The following is a 20689-nucleotide window of genomic DNA, read 5'->3' as shown; positions in this document are numbered from 1 at the left end:
GAGAAATCGTAGAGGCCGCTATTGGCTCGAACCGACTTCTGAGGTCGAGGTCGTCGTGTTCTGCTCCGGTTCGGCGCAGTTGTTCACCGTGAGCGGCACCGTCTGGTTGCCGACGGTGACCGCCAGCGTTTGGCGTCCGGCGACGCGGCAGCGCAGCGACCATTGCGCCTCGCCGTTGAAGTCGGTCACCGTTGGGTTGGTCGACAGGATGCGCCAGCCACCGCTGGCCAGCAGTTGCACCTCGACGTTGGTCTGCGGCGTGGCCCGCACGACGCCCTGCGCGTCGACTTCTTTCACCGTGACGAGGGCGACCAGGTTGGCCGGCTGGCCGACCACCGGCGGGTCGGGAGCGATCGACGCGTCGACGTTGAGACCGCCGACGGTACGGACGCGCAGGTCGACGACCTTCGACTCCGTGGCGCCGACGAACATGGCCGTCCACGTCGTCTGCGCCAGGTCGGGCGTGCGCCACGCCCGGGCGCGGTAGTGGCCGCCCAGGATCTGGGGCACGCTCCACGTGCCGTCGTCCGCGGTCAGCACGGTGGTGCTCGCCTGGGCGCCGTTCGCAATGCGGTCGACCTCGACGGTGGCGCCGGCGACGGGGCCCTCGTCGCCCGTGACCGTGCCCGACACCGTCGCCTGCCCGGGCCCGAGCGCGATGGTCGTAGGCGCCGCGTGCCCGGTGACGCCCTTGAGCGGCACGTTGGAGTAGTCGAACTCGGTCGTCGTGGTCGGCGCCGGTGTGAAGTCGGGCACCTTCGGCAGCGCGCCCGGACCGCTCGAGCACGCCGCGGCCAGCAGTCCGAGACCTATGACGGCCAGCGCCTTACGCACCGACCACCTCAAGGCGCACACGCTCGCCGCCGACGACCGCGTCGCCGATGGTCGTGCCGCGTTTGACGTAGCCGAGCGCCGATCCGCCGGCGGAACTGGTGACCGTCCCGGCGTTGACGCCGTCGACTTCGATCGGCGTCCCCGCCGGGACGTCGGCGGGGACACGCACGAGCCGGCGCGGCGGTTCGGCGACGCGACTGTCCATGCGCGCCACCAACTCCTGGCCGGTGTAGCAGCCCTTGGTGAACGACACGGCGCGATCGGTCCAACCCGTCTCGGCCGGCACCGCACGCTCGTCGAACTCGGGCGCCCCGGGCCGACCGTCCGCAATACGCGCCGCGTCGTCGCTGCTGCCGGGCTCGAGCGTGATCGTCGCCTTGGTACGCAGCAGGAACTTGCGCAGCCGCGCCTCGACGGCCGCACCGAGGCCGGCGTCGACTTCAAGCGCGAACGCATCGCCGTCGCGGCGCAGGTGCGCCAAGGCGACGATGTGGCCCGTCGGCTCGAGGACGAAGGTCCACTCGGCCCCGCCGTCGACGTCTTGGCTCAGTTGGCCCTGCAGGAAGGTGGCGGCGTCGGGTCCCTCGACGCGCACGACGTCACCCACGACGCGGTTCCATCTTCCGCTGCGCCGTCATGCGCCGCGCCGCCGGCACGGCCGCCAGCAGCGCCGCAGCTTTGTTGGCGCATTCGAGGTCTTCGGACGCGGCGTCGCTGTCGACCACGATGCCGGCGCCTGCCTGTACGTACGCGGTGCCGTTGGGGTCGACGAACATGGTGCGGATGGCGATAGCGGTGTCGAGCTGTCCCGTGAAGTCGATATACCCGACGACGCCGGCGTAGGGACCGCGCCGCGTCGACTCGAGTTCGTCGATGATCTGCATGGCGCGCACCTTGGGCGCGCCCGACACGGTGCCCGCCGGCAGCGTCGCCCGCAGCACGTCGATTGGACCGAGACCGGCGCGCAGGTCGGCCGACACCTGCGACGTCAGGTGCATCACGTGGCTGTAGCGCTCGAGCGTGAGCAGTTCGTCGACGCGCTCGGTGCCGAACACGCCGACGCGCCCGACGTCGTTGCGCGCCAGGTCGACCAGCATGATGTGCTCGGCGCGCTCCTTCGGGTCCTCCTGCAACTCCGCCGCCATGCGCCGCTCGTCGGCTTCGGTGCGGCCGCGCCGACGGGTGCCGGCGATCGGCCGGCTGATAACGCGCCCGTCGAGGAGCTGCACCATCGGTTCGGGCGAACTGCCGACCACGGTCACCTCGGGATGGCGGATGAAGTACATGTACGGCGACGGGTTGACCTGGCGCAGCGAGCGGTACATGTCGAAGGGGTCGGCGTCGAGTTGCAGGTCGAAGCGCTGCGACAACACCACCTGGAAGATGTCGCCGGCGAGGATGTACTCGCGGGCGACGGCCACCATGTCGGCGAAGCGCTCCTTGCTCACCGTGCGCGTGACCTCGGGCAGCGTCTCGGTTTCGAGCGGCGGGTCGAAGACGGGCTCGTCGAGCGCCTTGGCGCCGTCGGCCAGCATGCGCTCGACCTTGGCCACGGCTTCGTCGTACAGCGCGTCGAGATCGGCCCCGGGCGTGACGAAGGCGTTGGCCAGCAGCACGACGCGCTGGCGCCAGTGGTCGAACGCGGCGACCGAACCGATGATCGACATGACGGCGTCGGGCAGATGACGGTCGTCGGCCGGGGCGTCGGGCAGGCGCTCGACCTCGCGCACGACCTCGTAGCCGAGGTAGCCGACGACGCCGCCGTGCAGCGGCGGCAGGTCGTCGAGCTGCGGCGACTCGTACTTGGCCACGATGGCCTCGATGGCGGCGAGGATGCCGCGGTCGAGCGGGACGCCGTCGGGAAGCTCACCGCTGACCTCGATCGTCCCGTTGCGCGCCACCAGCGTGGCGCGCGCGTCGCGGCCGAGGAAGCTCCAGCGCCCCCAGCGCTCGCGGTCGACCGACTCGAACAGGAACCCGGCGTCGTCGCCCACGAGGCGGGCGAACCCGGCGACCGGCGTGATCTGGTCGGCGAGCACCTCTCGCCAAACGGGGACGACGGAGTGACGCGCCGCCAGCGCGTGGAACTCGTCCCTAGTCGGTTGCACTGTCTTCGTCAGAGCTCGCAAAGTTGCGGAAGAAGCACGAGTAGTTGCCGGTGTGGCACGCGCCGTTACCTTCCTGCTCGACGCTGAACAGCAGCGTGTCGCCGTCGCAGTCGTAGCTCGCGGCGCGGACGTACTGGCGGTCGCCCGACGTCTCGCCCTTGCACCAGTACTCCTGCCGGCTGCGGCTCCAGAACCACGTGCGGCCGGTCTCGAGCGTCTTGCGCAGCGACGCGTCGTTCATCCACGCCAGCATCAGCACCTGGCCCGTCCCGTGCTCCTGCACGATCGCCGGCACGAGGCCGTCGGCGTTGAAGGTGACATTGGCCAGGTCGGCCTCGGTGAAGGGGATCGGCGTCGCCTCGGGCATCGGGGAATCTTTCTATAGGTAAAGGCCGGTCGCACCGTCATAACGGTCGGCGGCGACGGCGTGGATGTCGCGCTCGCGCAGCAGGAGGTAGTCCTCGCCCTGCACTTCGACTTCGTAGCGGTCCTCGGGACTGAACAGCACCTGGTCGCCCGCCTTGATGGTGCGCACGTGCGGGCCCACGGCGACGACCTCGGCCCAGACCAACCGCTTCGACACCTGCGCGGTCGCGGGGATCAGGATGCCGGCGCGGCTGCGCCGCTCCCCCTCGGCCACCGGGATCTGCACGAGCACGCGATCAGCGAGCATCGTGATCGCTTGCTTGTCTGCCACAGCGAAATCTTACGAGGGTCGGACGACAACCCCTGCTTCGGCCATCGCCCGCTTGGCCTCGCGCACGGTGATTTCGCCGAAGTGGAAGATGCTGGCGGCCAACACGGCGTCGGCGCCGCCCTCGAGGGCGCCCTCGACGAGGTGGCCGACGTTGCCCACGCCGCCGCTGGCCACGACGGGGATGTCGACGGCGTCGACCACGGCGCGGGTGAGGGAGAGGTCAAAGCCGTCGCGGGTGCCGTCGCGATCCATGCTCGTGAGCAGGATCTCACCGGCGCCGTTCTTGGCGACCTGCTCGGCCCAGGCGATGGCGTCGATATCGGTGGGCGTGCGCCCGCCGTGGGTGAAAACTTCGAAGCCGCCGGCGCGCGCCCGGGCGTCGATGGCCACGACGACGCACTGCGCCCCGAACTCCTCGGCGATTTCGGTGACGAGTTCGGGACGGTTGACCGCCGCGGTGTTGACGCCGACCTTGTCGGCGCCGGCGCGCAGCAGCTTGCGGGCGTCGTCGACCGAACGCACACCGCCGCCGACGGTGAGGGGGATGAACACCTGCTCGGCGGTGCGGGCCACGACGTCGACCATCGTGGCGCGGTCATCCGACGATGCCGTGATGTCGAGAAACGTGACCTCATCGGCGCCTTCGGCGTCGTAGCGCGCCGCCAACTCGACCGGGTCACCGGCGTCGCGCAGACCCACGAAGTTCACGCCCTTGACGACGCGGCCGGCGTCGACGTCGAGGCACGGGATGACGCGCACTACCCGCACGCCGCCACCGCCTCGGCCACGCTGAAGTTGTTCTCGTACACGGCGCGCCCGGTGATGACGCCGGCGACGCCGCGCCCGTTGACGTCGAGGGTGCGCAGGGCGCGGATGTCGTCGAGCGTCGCCACACCTCCCGACGCGATCACCGGGACGCGGGTGAGCAGCAGCACCCGCTCGAGGCCGGCGAGGTCAGGGCCGGTGAGCTTGCCGTCGGTCGCGATGTTGGTGACGACGAACGCGGCCACGTCGACATCGGCGTAGTCGGCGATCACGTCGTCAACGGTGCGGTCGCTCTCCTCCTGCCAGCCGCGCACGGCGATGCGCCCCTCGCGGTGGTCGAGGCCGATGGCGACGCGCCCGGGATAGGCGCGCACCAGTGCCTTGGCGGCGTCGGGGTCGCTGATGGCGAGCGAGCCGAGGACGATGCGCTTCACGCCCGCCTTGAGTGACGTGTCGTCGGTCTGGCCGCCGCCAGCCTGCACCGGGACGTCGACGGCCGCCGCGATGGCCTTGATCGTGTCCGCGTTGACCGGCCCGTCGCCCTTGGCGGCGTCGAGGTCGACGACGTGGATCCACGGCGCGCCCTGCGACGCGAAGTGCTTGGCCAGCGCGACCGGCTCGCCGGGATAGTGCGTCTCCTGGTCGAAGTCGCCTTCGGTCAGGCGCACCACGCGACCGCCGCGCAAGTCGATAGCGGGATACAGGTCCACTACAGCGACTCCGCGAACGCCCGCAGCAGCGCCAAGCCGGCGGTGCTCGACTTCTCGGGGTGGAACTGGGCGGCCCACACGGCTCCGTGCTCGACGGCGGCGACCACCTCACCCCCGTAGTCGCACACACCCACGACGGCGTCGCTCATGGGCGCGGCGAACGAGTGCACGAAGTACACCCACGGATCCGGACCGAGCGCGTCCATGAGCGCCGAGCTGGTGTTGCGGCCCGCGGGAGCCACGACCTTGTTCCACTGCATCTGCGGATGCTTCACGCCGGCGGGCAAGCGCGACAGCGTGCCGGGAAGCACGCCGAGGCCGCCGACTTCGGGCGACTCCTCCGACGCGTCGTAGAGCAACTGCAGGCCCACGCAGACGGCGAACAGCGGCGTGCCGTTGTCGACCGCGTCGAGGGCGACACGATCGAGCCCGCTGGCCCGCAGCGCGTGCATGCACGCGCCGAACGCGCCGACGCCTGGCAGCACGACTCCCGCCGCTCCGGCGGCCGCATCGGGCGTCGTCACCAACTCGGCGTTGGCGCCCACGTGACGCAGCGCGTTGTTGACCGAGCCGAGGTTGCCGATGCCGTAGTCGAGCACCGCGATGCGCGGCGTCACAGCGTGCCCTTGGTCGACGGCACCCCCGTGCCCTCGACGCGCCACGCGTCGCGCAGGGCGCGGGCGACGGCCTTGAAGCTGGCCTCGATGATGTGGTGGGTGTTCTTGCCGCTGCGGGTGCGGATGTGCAGCGTCACCATCGCGGCCATGGCGAAGGCGCGCCAGAACTCTTCGGCGAGTTGCGGGTCGAAGCCGGGGTTGCCGATGAGGTTGCGGTCCTCGAAGGCGAAGTCGACTTCGTAGACGAGGAACGGCCGGCCCGACAGGTCGAGGGCGACTTCGATCAGCGCTTCGTCGAGGGGCACGAGATTCGACGCGAACCGGCGCACACCCGCCTTGTCACCCAGCGCTTCCTTCACCGCTTCGCCGAGCGCGATGCCGACGTCTTCGACGGTGTGGTGGGCGTCGATCTCGAGGTCGCCGACGCACTCGATGGCCAGGTTCATGCCGCTGTGCTTGCCGAGCTGGCTCAGCATGTGGTCGAAGAACGGCAGGCCGGTGGTGACGTTCGTCTCGCCGGTGCCGTCGATGTCGACGGACAGCGCGATCTTGGTCTCTTTGGTTTCGCGTGTGCGCGTAGCGACACGACTCATGGGATCAACGCCTTTCCGAGCGCATCGAGGAAGCGACCGTTTTCCTGCGGGGTGCCGACTGTGACGCGCAGGCAGCCGGCGAGACCGGGCCACGTCGAGCAGTCGCGCACGAGCACGGATTCGTCGACGAGGCGCTCCCACACGTCGCCGCCGTCGACGGCGCGCGGACGGAAGAGGATGAAGTTCGCCTCCGACGGCCACACGTCAACCTCCAGCTGCGCCAACCCGTCGAGGATGCGGCCGCGCTCTTCGACGATCGAGGCCACGCGCGCCTGCATCTCGCCGTGGAACCGGAACGCCAGCACGCCGGCGGCCTGCTTGATCATGTCGAGGTGGTACGGCAGCACGACGGCGTCGAGGGCGGCAACGACGTTCGCCGGCGCGATGGCGTAGCCGAGGCGCAGCCCGGCCATCGCCCACGTCTTGGAGAAGGTGCGGACGACGACGACCTGGCCGTCGTCGTGCACGCGGTCGACGGCGGACCAGGACGAGAACTGACCGTAGGCCTCGTCGACCACCACGAGCCCGTGCGAGGCCTTGACCGCCGCGTCGAGCACCTCGGGTGACTCGACCAGGCCCGTCGGGTTGTTGGGCGAGCACAGGAACGTGATCGTGGGATCGGCGTCGCGCACGGCGGCGCCGACGGCGTCGGGGCTCAGGGTGTAGTCGTCATTGCGCGCCGCTTCGGTAACAGGCGTGCCGGTGATGTGGGCGATGTGGCTGTGCAGCGCGTACGTCGGCTCGAACACGAGCACGCTGCGGTCGCGACCGCCGAAGGCGAGCAGCAGGCACTGCAACACCTCGTTGGAACCGTTGGCGGCGAACACGTTCTCGCGCGGCACGCCGTGGAACTCGGCGATGGCGGCGCGCAGCTCCGCCGCGGCGCGGTCGGGATAGCGATGGAACGGCGCGTCGAGCACGAACTGCGCCAGCGCTTCGGCGAAGGCGCGGGGCGGCGCCTCGGGCGACTCGTTGGTGTTGAGCCGCACCTCCACGTCGACCTGCTTCGAGTGGTAGCCCTGCATCCGGCTCAGCTCCGCGCGGACCTGCGCCGTCTTCTTGGGCAACGTCATCGGTTGCTCCGCATGCGTACAGACAGCGCGTGGGCGGCGAGGCCCTCGGCTTCGGCCAGCGCGGCCACGTGCGGTGCCACCCGGTTCAGGGCCGCCTCGTCGAGCGCCACGACGTGGATGGCGCGGATGAAGTCGTCGACGCGCAGCGCCGAGGCAAAGCGCGCCGATCCGTACGTGGGCAGCACGTGGCTCGGCCCGGCGATGTAGTCGCCGACCGACGCCGGCGCGAAGGCCCCACAGAACACCGCGCCGGCGTGCTTGACCATCGGCAGCAGCGACTCGGGGTCGGCCGACATCAGCTGCAAGTGCTCGGGCGCCACCGCGTTGGCCACTTCGATCGCCGCCTCCGGTCCGTCGACCAGCGCCAGGTAGCAGTTGGTGGCGAGGTTGGCCTCGATCACCTCGCGGCGCGGGGCGTCGGCCACCAGCCCCGCCATGGCCGACTGAATGGCGGCGGCGGCGTCCTCCGACCACGTGATGAGCCACGCCAACCCGTCGGGGCCGTGCTCGATCTGCACGATCAAGTCGATGGCGGCGAGATCGGGCGGCGTCGTCTCGTCGGCCACCACGACGACCTCGGACGGACCGGGGAACGACGACGGCACCCCGACGAGGCCACTGGAGGCCACCTGCCGCTTGGCTTCGCTGACGTAGATGTTGCCCGGGCCGACGATCACGTCGACGGGCCGGATCGACTCGGTGCCGTAGGCCAGCGCCCCGATCGCCTGCGCGCCGCCGACGGCGTAGACCTCGTCGACGTTCGCCAGCGCGGCCGCGGCGAGGATGCCTTCGGCCACCTTGCCGTCGGGGCCCGGTGCGGTGCACAGCACGACCTCGCCCACGCCGGCGACGCGCGCCGGCAGCGCCGTCATCAACACCGTCGAGATGAGCGGGGCGAGCGCGCTCGGCACGTACACGCCGACGCGCTCGACGGGACGGAACAGCTCGCGCAGCACGATGCCGTCGGACTCGTGGCGCGTGTCTTCGCGCAACTGGCTGCGGTGGTAGCTCACGATGTTCGCCCGCGCCGCCTCGAGCGCCTCGCGCAGCAGCGGCACGATCGACGCCAGCGCCGCTTGAAGCTCGCTGTCGGGGACACGCAGCTCCTCGAGCTCGACGTGGTCGAACTCCTTGGTGAAGCGGCGTACGGCGGCGTCGCCTTCGTCGCGCACGGCTGCGAGGATCGACGCCACCGTCTCCGACGGCGGCTCGGTGGCCGCCCGGGGTCGAGGCAGTCGGGTGCGCAACCCGTCGAGGGACGCGCCGCGCAGGTCGATACGAGACAACATGAGAGCCAACAGTCTACGGGCGGACCGGGCCGATCCACGAAGGCAATAGATTCGCCCGGTGGCCGACGCCGAACTCTCCTCGATCACCTCCACGCTCGCCGACTTGGCCCGACGCATCGAGTCGCTCGCCGCGGCCCACGAGAAGGACGGGCGCTCCGACGTGGCCGTCGACCTCTACGAAGTCGAACGCTCGCTCAACGCCGGCGTGCGCCGCCTGACGAAGTTGGTAAACAGCCGTCAGTGATCGGAGGACGCAACGGGCGGCGGCGGGGATGGGGTCCCCGCCGCACCGTGAGCGGAGCCCTCGGGCGGAGCGAACCGAAGGGACAGCCGTCAGGGTTTCGAGCGGAACGCTCGAAAGGCTGACGGGCAAAAATCGTTCAGCGGGCAGATCTCGCACCGCGGGCGGTTGGCGATGCAGATGGCGCGGCCGTGCAGGATCATCCGCAGCGAGAAGTCACCCCAGTCCCCCGGCGGCAGCATGGCGCCGAGCGCGTGCTCGACCTTGACCGGGTCGGTCTCCTCCGTCAGCCCGAGCAGGCGCGAGATGCGCCCGACGTGGGTGTCGACGGGGAGTCCCGGCAACCGGAACGCCACCGAGCGCACGACGTTGGCCGTCTTGCGGCCCACGCCCGGCAGCGCTGTCAGCTCTTCGTGGGTCGTCGGCACCTCGCCGTTGTGGCGCTCGACGAGTGCCGCCGCCATACCGGCGAGGCTCTTCGCCTTGTTGCGGAAGAGCCCCAGGTTCTGCACCAGCGGTTCGATGTCGGCGGGCGACGCCGCCGCCATCGACTCGGCGTCGGGGTAGACGGCGAACAACCCGGGCGTGACCTTGTTCACCATCTCGTCGGTGGACTGCGCGGAAAGGATCGTGGCCACGAGCAACTGAAACGGGTTGTCGTGCACGAGTGCGCACAGGGCGTCGGGATACGCCTCCTTGAGGCGCTCGTTGGTGAGGCGGGCGCGCCCCTTGGGCGTGCGCGGCTTGGCCACTAGACGGTGGCGCCGACGGCGTGACCGATGCCAAAGGCGATCGCCGCGCTGATCGACGCCAGGATGAGTTGGCGCGCCGCGACCTTCGCGGGCGAGCGCCCGGTGAAGCGCCCGAGCACCCAGCCGACGGCCACCGCCGCACCGGCGGCCAGCACCATCGAGGCGACCACGCGCGCCGTGGTGGCGCCGGTGCCGAAGAGCCACGGCAGCAGCGGCACGATCGCACCGAGCGTGAAGGACACGAACGAGGCGACGGCGGCGCGCACCGGCGAGCCGAGCTTGTCAGGGTCGACGCCCAGTTCCTCGCGGGCGTGCACGGCGAGGGCCTGGTCGGTGTCGGCCATCAGCGCCGTTGCGACTTCTTCGGCGGTCTCGGCCTTGACGCCTCGCGACTCGTAGAGCCGCACCAGCTCCGCCTTCTCCTTGCCGGTGTTGTGCACGATCTCGTGGCGCTCGAGGCGCAGCTCGCGCTGGGCGAGTTCGACCTGGGCGCTCACCGACAGGTACTCCCCCACCGCCATCGAGCACGCCCCGGCGATGAGGCCGGCGAGGCCGGCGAGGCGCACCACCGAAACATGCCCGGCACCCCCGGCGACGCCGAGGATCAGCGAGGCGTTCGAGACGAGTCCGTCGCTCACGCCGAAGACCGCGGCCCGCGCCGAGCCGCCGGTGATGTCGCGGTGGTGGTGTTCGGGCGTCATCGCCATGCCCTGAACTCTGCCAGAGTCGTAGCTGTCCAAATGACACGACACGACCTTTCCCTCGACGACCTGGCCTCCTTGCCCGCGCTGGCGAGCGAGCCGGCCTACCGCGCCCGCCAGGTGTGGGACGGCCTCTACAGCCAGCTGGCCGACGTCGGCGAACTCACGACGCTGCCCAAGTCGCTGCGCGCCGCGCTGGTCGACGAACCGGCGCTGCGACCCGCGCTGCGCGAGACGATGCGCCAGGAGGCCGACAAGGCCACGACGGTCAAGTGGCTGTTCGGCCTCGACGACGGCAACGCCGTCGAAACCGTCCTCATGCACTATCCGGGACGCTCGACGGTGTGCGTGTCGTCACAGGCCGGCTGCGCCATGGCGTGCGGCTTCTGCGCGACGGGCCAGGGCGGCTTTCGCCGCCATCTCACCACGGGCGAGATCGTCGAGCAGGTGGTGCGCGCCGCTCGCGAGGCGAAGGCGACGCAGCGGCGCCTGTCCAATGTCGTGTTCATGGGGATGGGCGAGCCGCTGGCCAACTACGACGCCACGTGGCGGGCCGTCGACCGCATCCACGGCGACCTCGGTCTCTCGGCGCGCCACATCACGATCTCGACCGTCGGCGTCGTGCCCGGCATCCACCGCCTGGCGCGCGAGGAGCTACCGGTCGGCCTGGCGGTGTCGCTGCACGCGGCCAACGACACGCTGCGCAACGAACTCGTGCCGATCAACCGTCGCTACCCGCTGGCGTCGTTGCTCGCCGCCTGCCGCGCCTACATCGGCAACCGCAACCGCCGCCTCAGTTTCGAGTGGGCGTGCATCGCCGGGGTGAACGACCGGCCGTCCGACGTCGACGAGCTCGCCGAGATCGCGGTGCCCCTCGGCGCCCACGTCAACCTCATCCCGCTCAACCCGACACCGGGCTACCTGGTCATGGGCTCGACGCGCGCCGCGGTGCGCGGGTTCGCCGATGCGTTGGTCGAACGCGGCGTGAATGCGACGGTGCGCCACACGCGTGGACAGTCGATCGACGCCGCATGCGGCCAGCTGGCCAGCCGCGCCTGAGATACTGACGCCCGTGCAAACACGCCGGTGGGTCAACCAGAGCCAGCCCCAGACGCTCGTCATCGCCACGTTCCTGCTCTACGCCGGGGCGGTGTTCATCCTGCTCGGCCAGAACACCGGCGTCGGCGCCGCCTTGCAGTCACAGCAAGCCGAGAACCTCGGCCGCTTGTTCGTCGCGGTGGGCGGCGCCGTCGGCGCCTACTTCATCGCGCAGGAGAAGAAACTCGGGTGGTTTCTCGGCATCGCCGTCGCCGCGCTGCCAATCGTGGCGAAGCTCGCCTTTTGCGTGCGCTACCACCAAAGCCCGCTCAGCCTCGACCTCGTGGAGTGGATCTTCGAGATCGCCCTCCTCGCGCTGATCGTGCATCCCCAGTCGCGCAACTACGTGCGCCTCTGGTTCAAGTAAGGCGCAGGCCTCCCTCAGTAGGCGCGGGCTCGCATGGTGGCGAGGGCGTCGCCCAAGGCCGGCCCGAGGGTGTCGCGGTAGGTCCCGGAGTGGCACTCGTCGCCGGCATCCGATGCGCCCGTCAGGCGCGTCGCCAGCCACGTCGGCCGACCGGCGCGTTTAGCGACGGAGCGCAGCGGCTGGGTCCGCACGGCATCAAGGCGCACCTGGGTCCCGTTGCCGCGCAGCTTCACCACTCGCCAGCCCGCCGAGCCCCGCTGTCCGGACTCCAACAGATGACCGGTACCCGTCGGGACCAGCGAACGGGCTGCGTCGGTCGCCGTCGCCACGTCGAGCGAGACCACGTCGAGGCGTGCGTCCACCGTGTACGTGCAACCGCGCGTGCCCTCACGGAAGCGCAGATGGGTCGCCGTGGCCGCGGTGACGTCCCAGCGCGCCGGGAACTCCAGGGTGACCGACGCCGTAACCGGCCGGGCGAGGCCGTCGACGTGGACCGACGCGTGGAGGTGGTGCGGGCGCGTCCCGGCGACCGACGGCGAGGCCGACCCGCCGCAGCCGGCGAGCAGACCGGCAGCGACGACGAGTGCCGTCGCCCACGTCCGACGCCGCGCCGTCGACACGACCTAGCGGAACTGCTTGGCGATCCCGGCGAACAACTCGATCGTCTCGGTTGACGGATAGTCGCTCGTCCACGGGAAGAAGCCGGTGCAGCCGAGGTCGACGTACTGCTTGACCTTCTCGGCCACTTCGTCGGGCGTGCCGACGAGTGCACCGGCGCGCCACTCGTCGAAGGGCTGACCCCACAGGGACTTGGAACCGAGGGCGCGCAGCTCGTCTTCGGACTCGCGGATCATCACTTCACCCGAGATCGTCTTTTCGATCTCGTCGTAATCGCGCCCGACGTCCTTGCAGTGGTTCTTGAGGATCTCGCACTTGGCGGCGAACTGTTCGGGCGTGCCGCCGAAGTTCGACCGGTCGGCGAGACGGGCCACGACGCGCAATGTCAGCTGCTCGCCGCCGCCACCGATCAGGATGCGCGGCCGCGGCGACTGCAGCGGCTTCGGGTCACAGTGCGCCCGTTCCAGCTTGTAGTACTTGCCGTCGTAGGACGTTTCTTGCTCCGTCCACATCGACCGCACGATCTCGACGCACTCCTTGAGCATCCCGATGCGGTCCTTCGGCGCTTTGAACTCGAAGCCGTAGCCCTTGTACTCGTTCTCGTACCAGCCGGCCCCGATGCCCCAGTCAAGGCGGCCCCCGCTGATCACGTCGACGGTGCTCGTGATCTTCGCCAGCACCGACGGCTCGCGGTAGCTATTGCACCCGACCATCTGGCCGAGCCGAATCTTCGACGTGCGCTGACTGATCGCCGCCATCGTCGTCCAGCACTCGAACACGGCCTCGTGCGCCGGCCGCGGCACGTTGTGGAAGTGGTCGTAGACCCAGAGCGAGTCGAAGCCGAGTTCTTCGGCCTTGACCGCGATCTCGACGGCCTTGTTCCACTTGGCCTCGGCGCCCTCGAGCTCGGCGAGTTCCATCTTCCAGCCCTGCGGCATGAACACGCCAAACGTGATGGGAAAGGTCATGCGGCTGATCCTGCCATGGCAGAACGTGAGCGGGCGACGGGTTACGCCGGCGGGTAGCGGCGGATCTCGTGGGCGACGGACGTCACGATCGAGCCGTCGCTGAGGGCGACAATGGCGCTGCGGCATTTCACGTCGGGCAGGGCGGCGCGCCGCTTGAGACTTCCGCCGGCGTCGACGTGGACGCGGAACACGTCGCCCTGACCGCCGCGGCATACGAGGAGGTCGTCGCCGAGGACCACCAGACCGCTGGGCTTCGAGCCGCGGAACAACTCGGCACCGCGCCGCCGGCGCGCCGCGGCGCCGTCGCGTCCGTGGGCCACGAGGGCGCGGCCGTGGAGCGGCGGTTGGTCGGCCACGAAGAGTCGGTTGTGCGCGTCGATGTCGAAGGCGAACGGGCTCACCCACCCGTCGCTCACGACCGTCGATCCCCCGCCGCCGCCGACCTCGATCAGCTGGCTATGGAACGAGATGACGAGGTGGCCACCGTCGTCGAAGGCGATGTGACCGTCGTGATGCAGTGAGTTCGTGAGCGGCCCGGTCCAGACGACGCCGCGCTCGAGCGTGGCGACCACGAGGTGCCGGTCGGGTTGCACGTAGGCCACGAACAGCGCGTGGCCCCGCACCGCCAAACCGACCAAACCGTTCGTTCCGGCTGAGCGCACGACGACGTGGCCGATGCGCTCGGGCTCGCCGGGATGCACGGCGTCGACGCGGTAGATGTCGCCGGTGTCGACGACGCCGTAGTACAGCGTGGTGCCGTCGACGGCCATCGCCTCGACGCCGGACGCCACCGCGACCCGCTGTGGCGCCGCGAACGCGAGTGGGTGGTCATTGGTGCCGCGGCTGCACCCGGTGGCGACCAGGAGGAACACGACGGCGAGGCACCGAGTCCGCAAACCACCGAACTTACTCGCCGGTAATTGACACGAAGTTGGGACTTTCGACCCTATTGCCAACGGCTTGCCAAAACCGATTGAGAACTCGCATGCCCTTCTCGGACCTTGCTCCGGTTCGTGCGCCGCAGGCGGCGTCGGCGCTGCGCCGTTACGCCTGGCGCTGGTACCTCCTGTTCGCCGCGGTCGTAAGCGTCTGCTATTTCGCCGTCCCGCGTGATCCTGCCAAGCTCATTTTCTGGCCGCTCATCGGCTGGTCGGCGGTGGCGGCGATCGCGCTGGGGATACGGCTGCACAAGCCGGCGTCGCGGGCCGCGTGGTATTTCCTTCTCGCCGGTACAGCGTTGTTCATCCTCGGCGACAACATGTACACGTTCCGGGCACAGATCCAGCAGAAGTCGATGGACATGTTCCCGTCCTACGTCGACGTCGTGTATCTCCTCATGTACCCGACGATGATCGTCGGCCTCGCGCTGATGATCCGGTCGCGCACCAAGCGCGAGCGTACGGCGGTCATCGACGCCGCCATCATCACCAGTGCCATCGGGCTGCTGGCGTGGGTGATCTTGATCTCGCCCTATCTGTCCGGCGACATGACCGTACTGGCCCGCCTCACCTCGATCGCCTACCCGTCGGCGGACGTCGCGCTGCTCGCCGTCGGTGTGCGCCTCGCAGTCGGTGGCGGCACGCGCTCCAAGGCGTTCTGGCTGCTCACGGGGTCGACCGTGTTCCTCCTCGCCGCCGACTCGCTGTACGGCTACATGAACCTGATCGGCGCGTGGCACGAGCACAACCCGGTCGACGCGTTGTGGATCGCGTTCTACGTCGGATGGGGCGCCGCCGCGCTGCATCCGTCGATGACCGAACTCACCCAGCCGGCCAAGGCGCGCTCCTCGCTGAGCGTTCGCCGACTCGTCATCGTCGCCGGCGCCGCGCTGATCCCTCCGATCGTGCTGCTCGTGGAGCAGACCATGGGCCACGTCGACGACGCCGTCGCCATCGGCGTCGTCGGCATCGTGCTCTACACCCTCGTGTTCTGGCGTATCGCGGCGCTCGCCCGCACGATGGCCGAAACCGAAGGCGAGTCCCGGTTCCGCTCGCTGGTTCAGAACTCCTCGGACGCCATCGTTCTGCTCGACGACGCCGGCCGCGTCGTCTACGAGACGCCGTCGACCGAGCGCGTCCTCGGCACCAGCCTGATGGCGGCCGAGAACTGCTCCTTCGGCGACTATCTTCACCCCGCCGACCGCCAGAAGCTGCGCTCGTTGCTGGCGAGTCCCGATCAGTCGACCGCCGTCGAGTGGCGCATGCGCAACTCCGTCGGCTGGCGCTACATCGACGTCGTGGCCGCCGACCTGCGCGACGAGACCAGCGTCAACGGCGTGTCGCTCACGATTCGTGACAGCACCGAGCGCAAGCGTCTGGCGGCGGAGCGCGAAGCGGCCGTGCGCCGCGCCAACGAGGCGTCGCACCAGAAGTCGGTGTTCTTGGCCAACATGAGCCACGAGATCCGCACGCCACTCAACGGCCTTATGGGCATGCTCGGTCTCGTCCGCGCTACCGAGTTGTCCTGTGAGCAGCGCGACTACGTCGACACGATGGCTGACTCGGCCGAGGCGCTGGCCGCCCTGGTCAACGACGTGCTCGACTTCTCCCGCATCGAAGCGGGCCGCCTCGAACTCGAAGCGCAGCCTTTCTCGTTGCGGGCCGCGGTCGACGCCGGCCTCAGCGGCAGCCTGTCGGCCGCCCGGCAAAAGGGCGTGGCGCTGCGCACCGTGATCGAAAACGACGTCACCGACACCGTGGTGGGTGACCGGCTCCGCTTGCGGCAAGTGCTGTCGAACCTGGCGTCCAACGCGGTGAAGTTCACCGACGAGGGCGAGATCGTCGTTACCGTCCGCAACATCGGCACGCTGGTGCAGTTCAACGTCGTGGACACGGGCATCGGCCTAACCGAGGCCAACCGCGAGAAGCTGTTCGAGCAATACGTGCAGGCCGATACCAGCACCACACGGCGCCACGGCGGCAGTGGCCTGGGCCTGTCGATCTGCCGGCAACTCGTGCAACTCATGGGCGGCGAGATCGGCGTCGAGAGCGAGTTGGGCCAGGGCAGCCGTTTCTGGTTCACCGTCGCCTTCGACGCGCCGATCGCACCGATCGAGACGCTCCCCCAGGAGATCGCCGACGCGACGCGTCACGTGCTCGTGGTCAGCGCACTAGCCGCCGCCCGCACGCAGTGCGTTGACGCCCTGGTGGCCCACGGGATCGAAACGGCGACGGCGGCCGACGCTCACACCGCTTTGGCCGAACTCGAAGCCGCAGCTGAAGGGGCCCGGTACGACTCCGTCGTCGTCGGCGTGCTCCTGGGCGGCATGTCGCGGCGCGACTTCGTGCGCGCCGTCCGACTGCACCCCGTGCTCGGTTCGACCCGGATCATCGGTCTCTTCGACGGCGAGCACGACGAGGACAACCTCGTCGACGCTTGGGTCAGCAAGCCGGTGAACGCGAACGAGTTGCTGCGTGCCTTCGCTCCGTCGCTACCGGCGGATCCGACGACGATCGAACCGGAACCGGAGACGACTCCGAGCGGCGGGCACTTGCTCGTCGTCGAGGACAACCGCGTGAACCAGAAGGTTGCCGTCGCGATCCTGACGAAGCTGGGTTACACCGTCGACGTCGCGTCCGACGGCATCGAAGCCCTGGAGATGCTCGACCGGCAACGATTCGACGTTGTGCTCATGGATTGCCAGATGCCGCGTATGGACGGCTACGAGGCTACGACGGAGTTCCGTCTCCACGAGCGCGAGCCGCGCACGCCGATCGTCGCCATGACGGCGTCGGCGACGTCGTCTGACCGCGAGCGGTGCCTCGAAGTCGGCATGGACGACTACCTCACGAAGCCGATCGACCCCGCCGCCCTCGGCGCGCTGTTGTCGTCGCTGATGGCGCGAACCGAGCGGCGCGTCGAAGCTGTGAGCTAAATGAGCACCGGCGTCAATCCGCGGCTCGACGACGTCGCCGTGGCGCGGGACTGCGCCGATTACCTCGAGCGCCACCGCCACGCGATCGTGCAAGTACTCACGGAATGTGAGAGCTACGAGACCGCGGTCAACGAGGTGTGCAACTCGATCGACACGCTGCGCAATCTGCACCGCGAGTTGGCGCACTTGCGCAAGGCGGATCTCGACTCCGTCGCCGTATTCCTGCCCATCAACCTGCCCCTGTACTCGCTCATCCTCTTTGCCGCCGTGCCGTCGCTGATGGCGGGGCGCGTCGATGTTCGTCTGCCGGCGTCGACTCCGGGTTGGCTGCGGCAGGTTGCGGTCGCCGCCCACCTCGAGGATTTCTTCCCGCGCGTGCACCTCCATGAGGCAACGCGCCGGCAATTCATCGACGTCGTCGCTAGCCGCGCCCAAGCCGTGATCTTCACCGGCCGCTACGAGTCGGCTGAGCAGGTCCGGAACCAGTGCTCCAGCAGCGTGTTCCTCTTCGAAGGCAGTGGCGTCAATCCCGTCGTCATCGGCGCGCAGGCCCGCCTAACACCCGAGGTCATCGACAACGTGGTGACCGCCCGCGTGTTCAACAGTGGGCAGGATTGCGCGGCCCCCGACGTGTTCCTGGTCCACATGAGCAAGCTCGACGAGTTCGTCGCGTCGGTGGCCGACCGCATCGGGTCGCTGCGGGCGGGGTCCTACGACGACCCGCGGGTCCGCATCGGCTCGATCCTGAATCGCCGACCGCTCAAAGACCTGGCGGCGCGGCTCGCTTCGCTGGCCGCCGACACGATCGTTGGCGGCACGGTGGACGTCAAGTCGGGTTTCGTGGACCCGACGGTCATCGTGCGTCCCCTCTCCGAGCACGACTTCGTCACCGAGTTCTTCGCCCCGATCTTCTACGTGCTGGTCTACGAGAGCGACGAGGAACTGGCGGCGTTCTTCTCCGGGCGCGACTACCGCGACAACGCGATGTACGTCTCGCTCTACGGCCAGGCTCCCGTGGCCGGGCTATTCGAATCCTCGACGGTGCTGTTCGAGCAGACCGTGCTCCAGGTCGAGCAAGGCAACACGCCCTTTGGCGGCAACGGAGCGAAGGCGAACTACGTCGCCTGCGGCAACGACGTCGAGGTCGGGCCGATGCTGATCTCCGAGGCGCTGAGCCGCGTTCCGTACCTTCAACGGCACCGGGTGGTGCCGATCGGCGAGCGCAGTCACCACCGCGCGGCCCACGCCGTGCGCGAGCACCCGCTGGGTCCTCGCTCCGTCATCGCGCCGTGATGCGCGATTCACTGCTGGTCGCGACGTTTGCAGGTCTCGGCGGCATGTTGGGCTGGGGCGTGGCCGACTTCTTTGCCAAGAAGACCGTCGACGCCGTTGGTGAGATCGCGACGCTGTTCTGGGCCCAGATCGTGGGCCTCGTACCACTGCTCGGCCTGCTGGCAGTTGTGCGTGAGGTTCCGACAGTCCATTGCGTCGACGCGCTGTGGCTGGTGCTGTTCGGCATCGTGAACTCCGTGTCGTACCTGTGGCTTTACGCCGGGTTTCGCCAAGGAACGCTCAGCGTGTTGAGTCCGATCTTCTCGTCGCATGCGGTGCTGGTGGTGCTGCTTAGCGCTGTCGTGTTCGGCGAGCACGTGTCCAAGGGACAGTGCGTGGCCATCGCCGTCGTCATCTGTGGCGTCGTCGCCATCAGCACCACTTTCGGCGACGTATCGACGATGTTGGTCGGCCGGCGCGTCGGTGCGATGCCGGGTTTGCGGCTCGTCGCCGCGTCAGCAGTGGCGGACGCGTTCTGGTTCGTTCTCTTCGACCGGTTCCTCGGTCCGCGCGACTGGTTGTTCTTCCTCGTTCTTATCCGTGTCACCGCCGCGTTCACCGTCGGCGTCTACGCCATCGTCACGGGAGAGGCTCTGACCGTTCCGAGCCTCCGTGTCGCCCCCTACATCGGGCTGATCGGCGTGTGCGACGCGGCAGCATTCGCCGCCGTCAGCTACGGGTTCAGCGCCACCACCCATACCGCCATCATCGTGGTTCTCAGCAGCGCGTTCTCCGTGCCGACGCTGGTTCTCGCGCGCGTTTTCCTGCGCGAGCGCATGGCGACGCACCAGAAGATCGCGGCCAGCATGATCATCTGCGGCATCGCACTGGTCTCGATTCGCTAAGGCGCGGTGGTCGTCGTATCGCCGCCGCCACCGTGGCTTATCAGCGGCGGTTGCGTCGTCGTGGTGGTGTCCGTCGTGTCGGTCGTCGGTTCCTCGACCGTCGTCGCCGTCGTGTCTTCGGTGTTGTCGCTGCCCGTCGGTGCGTTGGTGAGGCGAGCGTCGTCGCGCAGGTCGCCCCACACCGCCGCCGCCGCCTCCGTCGGGTACACGACCGACTGGCCACCCGACGCCGTGCCTGTCTTGCCCGGCATCACGACGTTCTGGAGCCACGACGGGTCGATGCGGCGCACGAGCGCGGCGAGGCTCTCCATCTCCGACATCGACGCGTCGAACTCGGCGTGCTCGGCCAGCACCGACAGCCACCTTCGCAGGCCGGCGTCGTCGGTTGTCTCCGCCCTTAGCTTCGCCAGCGTCGCCAGCATGAGGAGGCCTTGGTTCTCGGAGCGGGTGAAGTCGCCGTACGCGACGTCGTGACGGTCGCGGCAGAACGCCAGCGCCTGTTCGCCGTTGAAGTGGTGGTAGCCCGCGGCAAAGTGCGCGCCGGAGTAGTTGTCGTTCATGTTGCGGGGCACGTTCACGTCCACGCCGCCCAACTCGTCGACCATCTGCGAGAAGCCCTCGAACCCGGTGAGCACGTAGTACTCCACGGGGAGGCCGGTGAAGTTGCGGATCGTCTCCATCATCAGCGACGGACCACCGAGCTCCATCGCTTCGTTGATCTTGTGCTGCCCGTGACCGGGAATGTCGACGTAGGTGTCGCGCGGGATCCCCACGATCGTTCCCGAGTGCGTCGCCGGGTCGACGGCGACCACGTGCAGCGAGTCGGTGCGCGTGTGGCGCAAGTCCTGGCCCGGCCGGGCATCGGAGCCGACGATCAGCATGAACCGCAGCCCGTCTTTGATCGGGATGGTGCTGTGGAACGCCAGCGCCCGGCCATAGGCCGATCCGTTGGCGCCGAGCAGGTCACTGCCGCCCTTGGGCGCGGGGATCGGAGCGCGGCCGATGTCGGGCGCAGGCACGGTGACCGTCGGCGACGTCGTCGTCGACCCCTCGTACTTGCCCACGACCAGCGCCCGGTGATGCGGCGTCGCCTTCACGATCCCGAAGCCGACGAGCACGACGGCGATCGCGGCGACGACTGCCACGCGCAGCCGCTGCGGCCCCACCCCCCGCCGAAAGTGACTGCTCATCTGAGGTCAATCTAGTT

At 69.2% G+C, this 20689-nt stretch carries 23 protein-coding genes; 6 read left to right on the top strand and 17 right to left on the bottom strand.

The genetic code is table 11. The features are described 5' to 3' along the window. Window positions 1-18: 18 nt before the first annotated feature. From VHC63_09850 to hisD, 11 genes are read right to left on the bottom strand one after another with little or no spacing between them, the layout of a single operon-like run. Entirely contained in the window at window positions 19-834 is an 816-nt protein-coding gene (locus VHC63_09850; protein HVV36893.1) for a carboxypeptidase-like regulatory domain-containing protein, read from the bottom strand. Continuing rightward, the gene (locus VHC63_09845; GenBank protein ID HVV36892.1) at window positions 827-1441 is read right to left on the bottom strand and encodes a hypothetical protein; all 615 of its coding nucleotides are present in this window, start codon (window positions 1439-1441) and stop codon (window positions 827-829) included. The genes VHC63_09850 and VHC63_09845 overlap by 8 nt, the downstream gene beginning before the upstream one ends. Beyond that, window positions 1434-2942, bottom strand: coding sequence for a chorismate-binding protein (locus VHC63_09840; protein HVV36891.1), 1509 nt, complete (start codon window positions 2940-2942; stop codon window positions 1434-1436). The genes VHC63_09845 and VHC63_09840 overlap by 8 nt, the downstream gene beginning before the upstream one ends. Next, window positions 2929-3309, bottom strand: a complete 381-nt coding sequence (gene hisI / locus VHC63_09835) for a phosphoribosyl-AMP cyclohydrolase (GenBank protein ID HVV36890.1) — start codon at window positions 3307-3309, stop codon at window positions 2929-2931. Before hisI ends, VHC63_09840 begins: the two co-directional genes overlap by 14 nt. A 12-nt stretch (window positions 3310-3321) precedes the next feature. Further along, window positions 3322-3639, bottom strand: coding sequence for a co-chaperone GroES (locus tag VHC63_09830; GenBank protein ID HVV36889.1), 318 nt, complete (start codon window positions 3637-3639; stop codon window positions 3322-3324). Between the two features lie 9 nt (window positions 3640-3648). Beyond that, window positions 3649-4407 (bottom strand): imidazole glycerol phosphate synthase subunit HisF, encoded by a 759-nt coding sequence (hisF, locus tag VHC63_09825; GenBank protein ID HVV36888.1) that lies wholly within the window; start codon window positions 4405-4407, stop codon window positions 3649-3651. Next, entirely contained in the window at window positions 4398-5114 is a 717-nt protein-coding gene (locus VHC63_09820; GenBank protein HVV36887.1) for a 1-(5-phosphoribosyl)-5-[(5-phosphoribosylamino)methylideneamino] imidazole-4-carboxamide isomerase, read from the bottom strand. Before VHC63_09820 ends, hisF begins: the two co-directional genes overlap by 10 nt. Then, window positions 5114-5731: an imidazole glycerol phosphate synthase subunit HisH gene (gene hisH / locus VHC63_09815; GenBank protein ID HVV36886.1), complete on the bottom strand. Its 618-nt coding sequence runs from the start codon at window positions 5729-5731 to the stop codon at window positions 5114-5116. The genes VHC63_09820 and hisH overlap by 1 nt, the downstream gene beginning before the upstream one ends. Then, a complete protein-coding gene (gene hisB / locus VHC63_09810) occupies window positions 5728-6324 on the bottom strand; it encodes an imidazoleglycerol-phosphate dehydratase HisB (protein ID HVV36885.1) in 597 nt (198 codons plus the stop codon). Before hisB ends, hisH begins: the two co-directional genes overlap by 4 nt. Further along, the gene (gene hisC, locus VHC63_09805; GenBank protein ID HVV36884.1) at window positions 6321-7397 is read right to left on the bottom strand and encodes a histidinol-phosphate transaminase; all 1077 of its coding nucleotides are present in this window, start codon (window positions 7395-7397) and stop codon (window positions 6321-6323) included. The genes hisB and hisC overlap by 4 nt, the downstream gene beginning before the upstream one ends. After that, entirely contained in the window at window positions 7394-8686 is a 1293-nt protein-coding gene (gene hisD / locus VHC63_09800; protein HVV36883.1) for a histidinol dehydrogenase, read from the bottom strand. Before hisD ends, hisC begins: the two co-directional genes overlap by 4 nt. 58 nt (window positions 8687-8744) lie before the next feature. Here hisD and VHC63_09795 point away from each other — a divergent pair, with 58 nt between their 5' ends. Then, entirely contained in the window at window positions 8745-8930 is a 186-nt protein-coding gene (locus VHC63_09795) for a hypothetical protein (GenBank protein HVV36882.1), read from the top strand. Between the two features lie 89 nt (window positions 8931-9019). On the opposite strand, the gene nth is transcribed toward VHC63_09795, so the two are convergent. Together nth and VHC63_09785 are read right to left on the bottom strand one after the other, a co-directional pair. Beyond that, the gene (gene nth, locus VHC63_09790) at window positions 9020-9679 is read right to left on the bottom strand and encodes an endonuclease III (protein HVV36881.1); all 660 of its coding nucleotides are present in this window, start codon (window positions 9677-9679) and stop codon (window positions 9020-9022) included. Beyond that, on the bottom strand, window positions 9679-10386 hold the full coding sequence (locus VHC63_09785; GenBank protein ID HVV36880.1) for a VIT1/CCC1 transporter family protein: 708 nt from the start codon (window positions 10384-10386) through the stop codon (window positions 9679-9681). The genes nth and VHC63_09785 overlap by 1 nt, the downstream gene beginning before the upstream one ends. 33 nt (window positions 10387-10419) lie before the next feature. On the opposite strand from VHC63_09785, the gene rlmN reads away from it, so the two are divergent. Both rlmN and VHC63_09775 read left to right on the top strand, forming a co-directional pair. Further along, entirely contained in the window at window positions 10420-11439 is a 1020-nt protein-coding gene (gene rlmN / locus VHC63_09780; protein ID HVV36879.1) for a 23S rRNA (adenine(2503)-C(2))-methyltransferase RlmN, read from the top strand. A 13-nt stretch (window positions 11440-11452) separates the two neighbouring features. Further along, window positions 11453-11845, top strand: coding sequence for a hypothetical protein (locus VHC63_09775; GenBank protein HVV36878.1), 393 nt, complete (start codon window positions 11453-11455; stop codon window positions 11843-11845). Between the two features lie 14 nt (window positions 11846-11859). Here the strand turns inward: VHC63_09775 and VHC63_09770 are convergent, their stop codons facing one another. The 3 genes from VHC63_09770 to VHC63_09760 are packed head-to-tail and all read right to left on the bottom strand — an operon-like array spanning window position 11860 to window position 14327. Next, entirely contained in the window at window positions 11860-12465 is a 606-nt protein-coding gene (locus VHC63_09770; GenBank protein HVV36877.1) for a hypothetical protein, read from the bottom strand. A gap of 3 nt (window positions 12466-12468) precedes the next feature. Further along, window positions 12469-13431: an LLM class F420-dependent oxidoreductase gene (locus VHC63_09765; GenBank protein HVV36876.1), complete on the bottom strand. Its 963-nt coding sequence runs from the start codon at window positions 13429-13431 to the stop codon at window positions 12469-12471. A 41-nt stretch (window positions 13432-13472) separates the two neighbouring features. Beyond that, a complete protein-coding gene (locus VHC63_09760) occupies window positions 13473-14327 on the bottom strand; it encodes a hypothetical protein (GenBank protein HVV36875.1) in 855 nt (284 codons plus the stop codon). A gap of 89 nt (window positions 14328-14416) precedes the next feature. Between VHC63_09760 and VHC63_09755 the strand changes: the two genes are divergently transcribed. The 3 genes from VHC63_09755 to VHC63_09745 are packed head-to-tail and all read left to right on the top strand — an operon-like array spanning window position 14417 to window position 19482. Beyond that, window positions 14417-17305, top strand: a complete 2889-nt coding sequence (locus VHC63_09755; GenBank protein HVV36874.1) for a response regulator — start codon at window positions 14417-14419, stop codon at window positions 17303-17305. Continuing rightward, window positions 17306-18598, top strand: a complete 1293-nt coding sequence (locus tag VHC63_09750) for an aldehyde dehydrogenase family protein (protein ID HVV36873.1) — start codon at window positions 17306-17308, stop codon at window positions 18596-18598. After that, on the top strand, window positions 18598-19482 hold the full coding sequence (locus VHC63_09745; protein ID HVV36872.1) for an EamA family transporter: 885 nt from the start codon (window positions 18598-18600) through the stop codon (window positions 19480-19482). Before VHC63_09750 ends, VHC63_09745 begins: the two co-directional genes overlap by 1 nt. Here VHC63_09745 and VHC63_09740 read toward each other — a convergent pair. After that, window positions 19479-20672 carry an LCP family protein gene (locus VHC63_09740; protein HVV36871.1) on the bottom strand — a complete coding sequence of 398 codons (1194 nt, stop codon included), beginning with the start codon at window positions 20670-20672 and terminating at the stop codon, window positions 19479-19481. The two genes, VHC63_09745 and VHC63_09740, sit on opposite strands and share 4 nt — an antisense overlap. Between the last annotated feature and the right edge of the window lie 17 nt (window positions 20673-20689).

It is taken from the genome of Acidimicrobiales bacterium, from assembly GCA_035546775.1.
Taxonomy (GTDB): domain Bacteria; phylum Actinomycetota; class Acidimicrobiia; order Acidimicrobiales; family JACCXE01; genus JACCXE01.
The sequence above is the reverse complement of the archived record's forward strand: the minus strand, read 5'-3'. Positions and strand labels throughout refer to the sequence as shown.

Bases quoted from the DNA above. Each gene is read 5' to 3' on its own strand.
- hisD (HVV36883.1), bottom strand. From the start codon at position 8,686: ATGTTGTCTCGTATCGACCTGCGCGGCGCGTCCCTCGACGGGTTGCGC.
- hisC (HVV36884.1), bottom strand. From the start codon at position 7,397: ATGACGTTGCCCAAGAAGACGGCGCAGGTCCGCGCGGAGCTGAGCCGG.
- VHC63_09785 (HVV36880.1), bottom strand. From the start codon at position 10,386: ATGGCGATGACGCCCGAACACCACCACCGCGACATCACCGGCGGCTCG.
- VHC63_09755 (HVV36874.1), top strand. From the start codon at position 14,417: ATGCCCTTCTCGGACCTTGCTCCGGTTCGTGCGCCGCAGGCGGCGTCG.
- VHC63_09765 (HVV36876.1), bottom strand. From the start codon at position 13,431: ATGACCTTTCCCATCACGTTTGGCGTGTTCATGCCGCAGGGCTGGAAG.
- hisI (HVV36890.1), bottom strand. From the start codon at position 3,309: ATGCCCGAGGCGACGCCGATCCCCTTCACCGAGGCCGACCTGGCCAAT.
- VHC63_09745 (HVV36872.1), top strand. From the start codon at position 18,598: ATGCGCGATTCACTGCTGGTCGCGACGTTTGCAGGTCTCGGCGGCATG.
- rlmN (HVV36879.1), top strand. From the start codon at position 10,420: ATGACACGACACGACCTTTCCCTCGACGACCTGGCCTCCTTGCCCGCG.
- hisB (HVV36885.1), bottom strand. From the start codon at position 6,324: ATGAGTCGTGTCGCTACGCGCACACGCGAAACCAAAGAGACCAAGATC.
- VHC63_09750 (HVV36873.1), top strand. From the start codon at position 17,306: ATGAGCACCGGCGTCAATCCGCGGCTCGACGACGTCGCCGTGGCGCGG.
- VHC63_09740 (HVV36871.1), bottom strand. From the start codon at position 20,672: ATGAGCAGTCACTTTCGGCGGGGGGTGGGGCCGCAGCGGCTGCGCGTG.